This is a genomic window from Arthrobacter sp. AZCC_0090, assembly GCF_014207375.1.
In the GTDB taxonomy this organism is placed as follows: Bacteria; Actinomycetota; Actinomycetes; order Actinomycetales; family Micrococcaceae; genus Arthrobacter.
In genome coordinates this window covers 72027-83093 of record NZ_JACHEE010000017.1, presented here as the reverse complement: position 1 = coordinate 83093, position 11067 = coordinate 72027, and the positions used below count along the sequence as shown (strand labels likewise).

Genomic DNA, 11067 nt, shown 5'->3' with positions numbered 1-11067 from the left:
TTCAGCCGTGCCGGGTCACGCAGCATGAGGGTGAGCCGCTTGTAGGTGGGCACGCGCCGGGCGAAGCCGATCGTCAGCACGTCCGGGTCCAGCACGGCGTCCGTCCAGCCCAGCTCGGCATCGGCCGCCCCGCGCTTCTTCCACGAAGATCGCAAGCGCCTGCGCACGTCATCAACCAAAGCAGAACGCAACTCGCGCCGGAGGGCCCACAGCTCTGCGTCATTCACTTCATAGATCTTGTCCCAGCCGGTGGCATCCACGTCCGTGCTGCCAAAGTACTTTGCAGCCAGCCCGCTCATCTTCGGGTCAATCCAGGTAGGCACATGCACGCCATTGGTGACGGAGGAGATGGGGATTTCGGAGTGGTCGAAGCCTGGCCAGAGCCCGGAGAACATCTCGCGGGAGACCACGCCGTGAAGCTTGGCCACACCGTTGGCCCGCTGCGCCAGGCGCAGGCCCATGACGGCCATGTTGAAGACCGCGGGGTTGCCGCCCTCGTAATTCTCCCGGCCCAGTTCCAGGACCTTCTCCACCGGAACGTCCGGTGCCAGGCCGGCTTCGAAGAAGTGCCTGATCTGCACGGCCTCGAACCGGTCGATCCCGGCCGGCACCGGGGTGTGCGTGGTGAACACCGTGGACGCACGCCCCGCGGCCAGGGCCTCGGACCACGTCAGCGGCGCCTCGGCGGACATCAGCTCCTGGATCCGCTCGATGCCCAGGAAACCGGCGTGCCCTTCGTTGGTGTGGAACACCTCAGGGGCCGCGGTGCCCGTCAGGCGCTGGTAAACCCGCAACGCCTTCACCCCGCCCATGCCCAACAGCAGCTCCTGCTGCAGACGGTGGTCCCCGCCGCCGCCGTAGAGGCGGTCCGTGATCCCGCGCGCAGCATCGTCGTTAGCCGGAACGTTCGAATCAAGCAACAGCAGCGGCACGCGCCCGACGTCGGCACGCCAGATATGCGCGCGCAGCTTGCGGTCGCCCGGAAGCGGAAGTGTGATCAGGGCAGGAGAGCCGTCTTCCTCGCGCAGCAGTGTCAGCGGCAGCCCGTCAGGGTCCAGCACCGGATAGGTTTCCTGCTGCCAGGCGTCCCGCGAAAGGGACTGCTTGAAGTAGCCGGCCTGGTACAGCAACCCGACGCCGATCAACGGCACGCCCAGATCCGAAGCGGCCTTCAAATGGTCCCCGGCCAAGATGCCCAGGCCACCGGAATACTGCGGAAGCACCTCCGTGATGCCGAACTCAGGGGAGAAATACGCAATGCACGCCGGAGCCTCCGGACCCAGGCCCTGATACCACCGCGGCTCACTCAGGTACCGGTCAAGATCCGCAGCGGCATGTTGGACACGCTCTACAACTGCGGCATCCGCTGCGAGCTCATGCAGTTCCTCGCGGCTGACCAGGCCCAGGAAGGTCATGGGGTCATGATTGCTCTCCTCCCATGCCTGAGTGTTCAGGTCGGAAAACAGTTCACGCGTCGGCAAATGCCACGACCAACGCAAGTTTTTCGCCAATCGTGCCAGTGGGGCGATTGCTTCCGGCAGAACGGTCCGGACCGTGAACCGTCGGATCGCCTTCACTTCCGGCCGCCTTCGGACGCGGACGGGGCCGGCTTGGTGAACGTTTCCATGGTGTGTACCTCCAAGAGGTTGTTGTATTCATTGGTGACAATTGGGATAGCTGGGATAGCGGTTGGACTCCATCGGGTGCCCATCGGGTGAGGAGGCTTCCACGGCTCCACCAGCGCAGGGCAAACGCTTACATATTTTGAGCTGGCACCCTTGGCCCGCGGGCGCCCCGGTCTTGCAGTTCAGGCGCAGGTCGCGGTCTCCAGGTTTCGTCCTCGCACTATTCCGGGCCGCTACGGCCCAGGAATAAGGGGATGCGGTTGCTGGTGGACCGGCTGGCTGAGCCTGGGAATTCCCGTTCGGGGCGACCTGCCATGACTGGCATCTTCAACATGCAGGACTGGGACCGAATGATTCCAAGCACGACTTACATCCTTAGTCTCTGGGAACACTGATCGGAGACCATCCGCCATGTTGTACCAGGAGGAATCTCATCGCCGTTTCGTCGACGCGCCTTGTCGACGCGGGTCGATGGCTCGACAGTAGTGGGCGCCCGGAGGGCGTGTCAAATATCACAATCGCGTGTGATCGGAGCGCGTCATCATGTGTCGTTTTGGCGGGTTGCGCAGGAAACGGCAGGGGAATTTACTGTCGTGTGGTGCGTGCCACCGTGGTGCTTTCGCGCAAGGTCAGCACCGGTTCAGCGAGCCATTGCAGGGCATCTGTGCCTTCACCCCTGAGGCGCCGGGATAAAAATTGTGCCGCCTCGCGTCCCATTGCCTTCGGCTCGGCGGAGGCCGTGGTCAGGGCCGGCATGAAGCGCTCCGCGGATCCGGCACTCGTGTTGATCGCAACAAGGGATAGACGCTCGGGGACGCGCCAACCATTCTTGGCTGCAGCACCCAGAAGACCTGCAGTCGCCGCTTCGTTGATCATCACGAGGCCTGTTGTCTCAGGAGCCGTCTCCAGAATCTGTTCAAAAACGTCGCGACCGCCCGCAAGCGTGCTCGCGGTCGGGAACAGTCGCGCCGTCACGCCGAGACGCGACGCGGAGGCCGCGACGGCATCCCACGATCGGACCATTGGGCCGTATCCGACGTCCAGGGACTCCTGCGAATGCGTTACGAGGCCGATTTCCGTATGCCCAAGGCCGGCGAGGTGCGACACAGCAAGATCACCCATGGCCTCGAAATCCGCATCCACGAATGCCAGGCCAGCGTCATCTGTCGGCCGTCCGATCGAAACGAACGGAACACCGGTGTCAAGCAGGACCGGAATCCGCTCGTCGAATGACCTGACCTCCATAAGCAGGATTCCATCCACCAAGCCTTGAGCCACGATCCGCTGCATCTCGCCCAACTCGTCAGCATCCATCGGCCACAGGAGAAGATGGTATCCATCAAGGCGCGCCTGTTCCGCCGCGCCTTGGACGTACTCGAATTCCGTGACGTTCATGCCTTGTTCTCCCACCGGGAAAATCAGGGAGACGATCCCGGTCCTCTTACCAGCCAGGCCCTGCGCAAGGAGGTTCGGTGTATAACCAAGGTCGGACATCGCCCGCAGGATGCGATCGCGCGTTTCAGTAGCTATCGGCCGGACGCCGCTGAGGGCGTAGGACACCGTACTCCGAGAAACGCCGGCAATCCGTGCGACATCGGCCATGGTTACCAAGGACTGTCCCCCTATTTTCTCGACTACTGGTCGATGATGGGTCCGCGAGTGACGGCAATGCGCCGGATGGCGATGCGCACCAATAGTAAACCGTAATCGGTTGGTAAGACAGTTGGAAGAGTGACGCAGGCAACGTGAATCCACTGTTACATGCACTCAACAGCTAAGCGAGCAGCGGTTCCGGGATTGCGCGGCCGCGAGCGGAGGCACTGCAGGTGCCTCCTCGTTACCACCCGAGTTCCGGGAGGTACGCGAGTTTGGGTCGATCGAACGGCTCTCCCGGCTTGTTGCGCAGCTGAAGTCCGCCATGGCTAGACTCATGTCCATGAGTGACGACGTGGACGCCCACGCTACAACGACGCCCCGCGCGTATGGTTGGGCTATGCTCCTCGCCAGCATTGCCGTTGCTGTCATGGGAGTGACTTTTGTTGTCAACGCGGCGGGTTGGTGGTCGTACGCCACCGGGGCGATCGCCCTCGTAGGCGCGGCACTGCTTGTCTACTTCGGGTCAAAGGCAAATTCGTCCCTGGCAAAGTAGCCCGCGCTAGAACTGCCGAAGCGAAAGCCCGCGGCTTCTGGCCCGTAGCCACTACCCGAAATACTTTGGGCGAAAACGATCCATTCTGTTGAGGCCTGCGGAGAAAACAAAAGAGCCACCCAACCGGATGGCCCTCTCAATTTCCAAAAAATTGAGGCCCGCCCGAAACATGGACCTCATCCACGTTTCAAGCAAGGCCTCCAAAGTGGAGCTGAGGGGACTCGAACCCCTGACCCCCTGCATGCCATGCAGGTGCGCTACCAGCTGCGCCACAGCCCCATATTCTTGCTGCTCGATGAACCGTACAGGGGCTTCAAGCCCTTGCTCAGTTTCAGATTCCTCCGAAGCAACTCAAATATCTTAGAACAGCATTTCCGAAAATTCCAAATCGGGCATATTCGGCTGGTTTGCCGCCTGGCGCCTAGGATTCCTCGACGGCGGGAGCCTTCGCCGAGGCGTCGTCACCGAGTTCCAGATCCACCACCGGGCAGTCTTTCCACAGGCGTTCCAGGGCGTAGAAGACCCTGTCCTCGGAGTGCTGGACGTGCACCACGATGTCTGCGTAGTCCAGCAGGACCCAGCGGCCCTCGGAACGCCCTTCGCGGCGCACCGGGCGAAGATCCTGCTTGAGCAGCTCTTCCTCGATGCCGTCAACAATGGCGTTGACCTGGCGTTCCGTCGGAGCGGACGCGATCAGGAAGACATCGGTAAGAGCCAGACGTTCGCTGACGTCCAAGGCGATGATGTCCTCGGCCAGCTTGTCCGCGGCCGCGCGGGCGGCGTGGCGGGCCAAGAGGACGGATTGTTCATGTGCAGTCACGGGACTCCTTGTATGCGGCTTCGAGAATGAACGAAGCCTGTTTGGTGGCAAAAGCCTTTGTGGTCAGCGGGAAAGTCCGCTGGTGATCATGATGATGCCCGCAATCAGGGCGACGGCTCCGATGCCAACGAGCCCCAGGACCAGGAGCCTGGCACGCTGGGCGCGTCCGAGTCCCGCCGTCGCGGCGTCGAGCGGTTCAAGTCCGTAAGCCGAACTGGCCGAAATGGGCGGATGCTCGGCAACTTCGGCGGACGCTTCGCCTCCCGATGCGGAGTCCGACGCCGGGCGCCGGCCCGCTGCTTTCGCCGCGGCCTCCGCACGCGCCAAGACGCCGGCCCGGCCGCGCTGGCTGCGCGGTTTGCCCGACGCCGACTGCCCAGGCTTCAATTTCGGCGCAGGGGAAGTCACAAGAGGGACAAAGGTGGTGCTGGGCGGCTTCATGACTGGACGATCCAGGCCCGGGACCTTGACGAATTCCAAGGGCGTGACCATGGCGAGGTTGCTGGCCGCGGAAGGCTCAACCCGGTCCTGGGCAGGAGGAAGGCTGTTCTGCTCAGCAAGCTTCTGCTTGGCCATGGCCCTCTTGTTGAGGATCGCCTCGCGTTCAGCCTGGGCGATTTGTTCAGCCAAGGCCCGAGGATCGGCAGGCTCAACCTCGGCCCCGGAAACCCCAGATTCGGGGACCGAGACCTTCTGCACTGCCGATTCCATTGCCGCGATGTGCTCAAGCTTGTTGGACTGGTTGCTCGCCTGAGCTGCCAGAAGCTCACGCGCTATCAAGGCCTGCTCCACACTCATTTCCGGGGCGCCAGGAGGGGGACCTGCCGTCACCCGGACACCGCCGCCGGAAGCCTGGGCTGGGATGCTGGACGTCCTGGGCCCGGATCCGGGTACAGCGACAATCGGGATCGAGGAGGTGCCGGGGGCAACTTCCTCCTGCAACTGCTGCAGGCGCAACTGACGGCGTGTAGGTGGACCGCCCCGGGAAAGTTGCTGCTCCTTGTCCGCGAGTTCCTTGATGGCGCGGAGGGCGGCGCGATCACGCGCACGGGCCTGGGATGAACGTTCCGCGGCCGGCTTCGCGTCCACCGGAGTATCGGCCACACGGCGCACCCGACTGACCGAAGCGCCCCTGGGCACGTGATTGGCGTCGTCGGAAGATGCGTGCTCCGCTGCTTCAGGGCTTCCGCCGGTTTCTTCGAGACGTGCGTCCCGGGCTCGCCGAAGGTCGCGCCGGCTACGGATGGGGGGCTGTTCCTGGCTCATTCAAAACTCACTCAGTACGGGCTTGGTGGTCTGATCCGGTCATAGCATGCAGGGGCTCCCCCATGCCGGGTTTGCCAGAGTACAGCCTGTATTTAGCGATGTACTGCACCACGCCGTCAGGCACGAGGTACCAAACGGGATTTCCTGCACCCACACGCGCTCGGCAATCCGTTGAGGAAATCGCCATGGCAGGCACTTCCAGGAGACTGACGTCCTCCCGGCCCATGCCATCAAGAACATGGCCGGGCCTGGTGACACCCACAAAGTGCGCCAAGGACCAAAGCTCGTCGACATCCTTCCAGGACAGGATCTGCGCCAAGGCGTCCGCACCCGTGATGAAAAACAGATCGGCATCCGGCCGCTGGGTCCGGAGGTCGCGCAGGGTGTCGATAGTGAACGTGGGACCGGGGCGGTCCACGTCCACGCGGCTTACCGTGAAATTGGGGTTGGAAGCCGTAGCAATGACTGTCATCAAGTATCGGTGCTCAGGTTCGCTGACCTGCTTGTTCGACTTCTGCCACGGCTGTCCGGTCGGCACGAAGACCACTTCGTCCAGCCGAAATTTTGCAGCAACCTCGCTGGCAGCAACCAAGTGGCCGTGATGAATGGGATCGAATGTCCCACCCATCACGCCCAGGCGAAGTCGGCGCCCCGTTTCCTCGAAGGGTTTTGCGGCGGAAATGTTAGTGACCCAGCCCTGGGTGCTTGGCCGGGTGCTGGCGGTGCGGATCCGAGTGCTCGTCGACGGCGTCGTGACGGTTGCCGAGGTTGGTGTAGGAGACTGCCACAAACATCAGGACCAGCAGGATGCTGAACATGGACACACCGAAAACCCACGGTTCAGCCCACAGCGGCGCAGGTGCCTCATGCCCGGTTTCGCCCCCTTGAGCGAGAATGGAAATGGCGATCTGCTGAAACTGCATTTTCTCCCCTAGCGGTTCAAAGGATTTCGACGGCGGATCCTCCCACCGTTCACGACTTCTGTTCTATGTTACAGCGTTGTTAGCCGCGGATCTGGCCTTCACCCTGGACGATCCACTTGGTGGTTGTTAGTTCAGTGAGGCCCATGGGACCGCGAGCATGCAGTTTCTGCGTGGAAATTCCCACCTCGGCACCCAAGCCGAGCTCGCCGCCGTCAGTGAAACGCGTGGACGCGTTCACGATGACAGCCGCCGAGTCGATATCCGCGATGAATTTCTCCGCGTTGGCCAAGTTGTTCGTCAGGATGGCTTCCGTGTGGCCCGTGGACCACTTGCGGATGTGGGCCACTGCGTCGTCGAGGCTATCCACCATGGCAACCGCGAGGTCGAGGTCCATGTATTCCGTAGCCCAATCGAGGTCGTCGGCGGGAACCGTGTCCACCGCGCCGGACAGTGCTCCTTGAATGCGGGAATCGACATGGAGGGTGACGCCAGCCGAACGCAGCGCGACCGCGACGGCGGGCAGCACAGTCGATTTCGAGTGCACCAAGAGCGTCTCCACGGTGTTGCAGACGCTGGGGCGCTGGGTCTTGGCGTTGAGAAGGATATCGACCGCCATGTCTTCGCTGGCAGACTCGTCGATGAAGATATGGACATTGCCTTCGCCGGTCTCGATAACCGGAACGGACGAGTTGTTCACCACGGTCTGGATCAGCTCGCGCCCGCCGCGCGGAATCAACACGTCTACCCGGCCACGGGCACGCATGAGCACGTTGGCGCCCTCGCGGCCGAACTGGTCAACGGTCTGCACGGCGTCGGCCGGCAGCCCAACGGATTCCAGCGCGTCGCGGAGGATGGTCACGAGGGCCGCGTTGGTGTGGCCCGCCGCCGATCCGCCGCGCAGGATCACAGCGTTGCCGCTCTTCAGGGCAAGTCCAGCGATGTCAACGGTAACGTTGGGGCGGGCCTCGTAAATCGCTGCCACGACCCCCATGGGCACATTGATCTGGCGCAAGCGCAGCCCGTTGGGGAGAGTCTGGCCGCGGACGACGTTGCCCACGGGATCCGGCAAGCCTGCCAGGTTTTCGAGGGCGGCAACAAGGCCGTCGATTCGCGCAGGGGTCAGAGTCAATCGGTCCAGCAAGGCAGCCGAGGTTCCGTTGCTGCGCCCTGACTCAACATCCTTGGCGTTGGCAGCGAGGATTGACTCCTGCTGTTCCTTGAGGGCAACGCCAATGGCGCGCAGCGCGCGGTCCTTCCAGGCACGGTTCGCCTGGCCCATGTGCCGTGCGGCTTGCCGTGAGCGGTCCGCAATCGAATGCACGGCCGCTTCCACTTGCTCGGGGGTGAGCGGCACGGTTCCCAGCTCCGGAGTTTCCGGCACCTGGGCGGCATTGCCGGAAGTCGGGGCGTCGGTTTTCACGGGAGAATCAGGGGTTAGGGCCTCAGTCATTCTCCAAGTTTAGTGGAGCGGGACGGCTGGACCAGCACGAGGTCGTCAACATGAACAACTACGCGGTCATATCCGCGGCCAAGGTCCTTGGCAAGCTCCTTGGTGGAGCGGCCAAGCATGCGGGGAAGCTCCTCCGACGAGTAGTTCACCAGTCCCCTGGCAATCACGGTGCCCTCGGCCGAAACCATCTCTACCGGATCGCCCGGTTCGAAATCCCCGGTTACCGAGGAAATCCCGGCGGGCAGCAGTGAAGTGTGACGGTCGCACACGGCCTTTACGGCGCCGTCGTCGAGCACCAAACGGCCCCGAACGGACGCAAGGTGGGCCAACCACAAGAGGCGGACGGGTTTGCGGTTGCCGTTGATGGCAAACCACGTGCCCACGTCCTCGCCCGCGAGGGCTGCGGCAGCATTCGCTGTGGACGTCACCAGGGCGTGGATGCCGGAGCCTGCCGCGATGGAAGCTGCCTCCACTTTGGTGGTCATGCCACCCGTACCGACGCCGGCTTTGCCGGCCTTGCCGATGGTCACGCCAACGAGGTCCTCTGGACCGGTGACGAGCGGAATGCGTTTGGCACCCAACGACGGCGGACCGTCGTAGAGGGCGTCGACGTCGGACAGCAGGACCAGGGCGTCCGCCCGCACGAGATGCGCCACCAAGGCGGCCAGCCGGTCATTGTCGCCGAAACGGATTTCATGCGTTGCCACGGTGTCGTTTTCGTTCACGACGGGCACGACGCCGAGGTTCAGCAAGCGGTCCAGCGCCCGGTAGGCGTTGCTGTGCTGCGTGCGCCGCATCAAGTCATCCGCAGTCAGTAAGACCTGGCTGACTGTGACTCCATGCGCGGCAAAAGCCTGCGAGTAGCGCGCCATCAACAGGCCTTGACCCACGCTGGCCGCGGCCTGCTGCGTGGCGAGGTCCTTGGGACGCTTGGCCAGTCCGAGCGGCGCGAGACCTGCCGCAATGGCACCGGAAGAAACCAGGATGATCTCCGTCCCGGAGTTGCGCTTCTCGGCCAAAGCGTGGACGAGGGCCGTCAGCGCCTTCTCCGAGATGCCACCCTTGATGCTGGTCAGCGAGGATGAACCCACTTTGACCACGATCCGCTTGGCTGCGGCCAAGGCCTGGCGCTCGGCGGCGTCGGCGTCTTCAGTCGCGTCAGTGACGCGGGCCGTACTAATCGTCATTTTCGGCTTCCAGGCCGCTTTCCTTCAGGGGCTGGGCTGCACGACGGCGGCTGACGGACTCAGTCCAGATGCCCGCCTTCCGCTCGGCTTCGAGCTCGGCCCGCGCCGCAGCCTTTGCCTCGCGGCGTTCGATCTGCTCATCGCGCTTCTGCGAGCGGGTGGGACGGTCGCCGATGTCCGCAACACGGATGTCCGTGCCTCGAGGGGTCGCCAGGAGTTCGGCGCCTGCCATCATGGTGGGCTCCCAGTCGAAGACAACGCCGTCCTCTTCGCCGATCACGACGGTGTCACCCGGAACGGCACCCATCTTGAACAACTCGTTTTCGATGCCGAGCTTGGCCAGGCGGTCGGCAAGATAGCCAATGGCTTCTTCGTTGGTGAAGTCGGTCTGTTTGACCCAGCGGACCGGCTTCTCCCCCAGCACGCGGAAGAGCGGTTCGAGGTTCTTTTCCTCGCGACGGATTGTGAAGCCGGTTTCATTGACGGCCCTGGGGCGGAGCACAGGCGCTGCCACCTTGGGGGGCGCAATGGCAACGGCCTTGCGGGCAGCCATGACAATCTCGCCCATGGCGAAGCTCAGTTGGCGCAGGCCCTCATGGCTCGTGGCGGACACTTCGAAGACGCGGTAACCGCGCCCTTCAAGCTCCGGACGGACGAACTCCGCCATGTCCCGCCCATCGGGCAAGTCGACTTTGTTCAGCACCACGAGCTTGGGGCGTTCGTTCAGGGGGACCACTTCGCCGTCGACGCCGGCATAGCTCATGTCCACCGCGTATTTGTCCAGCTCCTGCTCGATGATCGCGAGATCCGAGAGGGGGTCCCTATCCGATTCCAAGGTTCCACAGTCCAGGACGTGCACCAGGGCGGCACAACGCTCCACGTGGCGCAGGAAGTTGTGGCCCAGGCCTTTGCCCTCGCTCGCGCCTTCAATCAGTCCGGGAACATCGGCAATGGTGAATCGGACGTCGCCGGCCTGGACTACGCCAAGGTTGGGGATCAGGGTAGTGAACGGGTAGTCGGCGATCTTGGGACGCGCCGCGGACATCGCCGCGATGAGGCTGGACTTTCCTGCCGAAGGGAAGCCGACCAGCGCGATATCCGCAATGGACTTCAGTTCAAGGACGATGTCGCTGGAGTCGCCTTCGATGCCCAGGAGCGCGAACCCGGGAGCGCGGCGCTTCTGCGAAGAAAGGGAGGCATTGCCTAGGCCGCCTTGCCCGCCTGCAGCTGCGACGAACTCGGTGCCTTCGCCTACGAGGTCAGCCAAGACCACGCCGTCCTTGGTCTTGACCACGGTGCCGTCAGGGACTGGAAGCACAAGGGTTTCACCGTTCTTGCCGCCGCGCCAGTCACCCATGCCCGGGCCGCCGTTGGTCGCGTGGCGGTGAGGTGCGTGGTGGTAGTCAAGCAGCGTGGTGGTCTGGGAGTCAACGCGCAGGATGACGTCGCCGCCGTTGCCGCCGTTGCCGCCGTCGGGACCGCCGAGGGGCTTGAATTTCTCGCGCTTAACAGAGACACAGCCGTGGCCGCCTGTTCCGCCGGATACGTGAAGTACTACCCGGTCTACGAAGGTCGCCACGTGTTTCTCCTCTGTGTGAAATTTATTGCTTTGTGGAATTACCGCTGCAATGCCTGCCGGCCGACAGG

At 63.3% G+C, this 11067-nt stretch carries 10 protein-coding genes and 1 tRNA gene; 1 reads left to right on the top strand and 10 read right to left on the bottom strand.

Going from position 1 to position 11067, the window contains the following annotated elements; translation table 11 throughout:
* On the bottom strand, window positions 1–1577 hold a 1577-nt coding region (gene glgP, locus HNP00_RS21220; protein WP_184741689.1), incomplete at its 3' end, for an alpha-glucan family phosphorylase.
* Between the two features lie 633 nt (window positions 1578–2210).
* Window positions 2211–3227, bottom strand: a complete 1017-nt coding sequence (locus tag HNP00_RS21215) for a LacI family DNA-binding transcriptional regulator (protein WP_184741688.1) — start codon at window positions 3225–3227, stop codon at window positions 2211–2213.
* Window positions 3228–3561: 334 nt separating this feature from the next.
* On the opposite strand from HNP00_RS21215, the gene HNP00_RS21210 reads away from it, so the two are divergent.
* Window positions 3562–3774 carry a hypothetical protein gene (locus HNP00_RS21210; RefSeq protein WP_184741687.1) on the top strand — a complete coding sequence of 71 codons (213 nt, stop codon included), beginning with the start codon at window positions 3562–3564 and terminating at the stop codon, window positions 3772–3774.
* A gap of 206 nt (window positions 3775–3980) precedes the next feature.
* Here HNP00_RS21210 and HNP00_RS21205 read toward each other — a convergent pair.
* From HNP00_RS21205 to obgE, 8 genes are all read right to left on the bottom strand, one after another.
* A tRNA-Ala gene (locus HNP00_RS21205) sits at window positions 3981–4053 on the bottom strand.
* A 142-nt stretch (window positions 4054–4195) separates the two neighbouring features.
* Complete coding sequence (gene rsfS / locus HNP00_RS21200; protein ID WP_059389355.1) at window positions 4196–4594, bottom strand: ribosome silencing factor; 399 nt, start codon at window positions 4592–4594, stop codon at window positions 4196–4198.
* Window positions 4595–4657: 63 nt separating this feature from the next.
* The gene (locus HNP00_RS21195; RefSeq protein ID WP_184741686.1) at window positions 4658–5860 is read right to left on the bottom strand and encodes a hypothetical protein; all 1203 of its coding nucleotides are present in this window, start codon (window positions 5858–5860) and stop codon (window positions 4658–4660) included.
* A gap of 7 nt (window positions 5861–5867) precedes the next feature.
* Window positions 5868–6497 (bottom strand): nicotinate-nucleotide adenylyltransferase, encoded by a 630-nt coding sequence (gene nadD / locus HNP00_RS21190; RefSeq protein ID WP_260405103.1) that lies wholly within the window; start codon window positions 6495–6497, stop codon window positions 5868–5870.
* A 46-nt stretch (window positions 6498–6543) separates the two neighbouring features.
* Window positions 6544–6783 carry a hypothetical protein gene (locus HNP00_RS21185; RefSeq protein WP_184741684.1) on the bottom strand — a complete coding sequence of 80 codons (240 nt, stop codon included), beginning with the start codon at window positions 6781–6783 and terminating at the stop codon, window positions 6544–6546.
* 79 nt (window positions 6784–6862) lie between these two features.
* Window positions 6863–8233: a glutamate-5-semialdehyde dehydrogenase gene (locus HNP00_RS21180; protein WP_184741683.1), complete on the bottom strand. Its 1371-nt coding sequence runs from the start codon at window positions 8231–8233 to the stop codon at window positions 6863–6865.
* Complete coding sequence (gene proB, locus HNP00_RS21175) at window positions 8230–9420, bottom strand: glutamate 5-kinase (protein WP_184741682.1); 1191 nt, start codon at window positions 9418–9420, stop codon at window positions 8230–8232. Before proB ends, HNP00_RS21180 begins: the two co-directional genes overlap by 4 nt.
* Window positions 9410–10999, bottom strand: a complete 1590-nt coding sequence (gene obgE / locus HNP00_RS21170; protein WP_184741681.1) for a GTPase ObgE — start codon at window positions 10997–10999, stop codon at window positions 9410–9412. Before obgE ends, proB begins: the two co-directional genes overlap by 11 nt.
* Window positions 11000–11067: the final 68 nt, after the last annotated feature.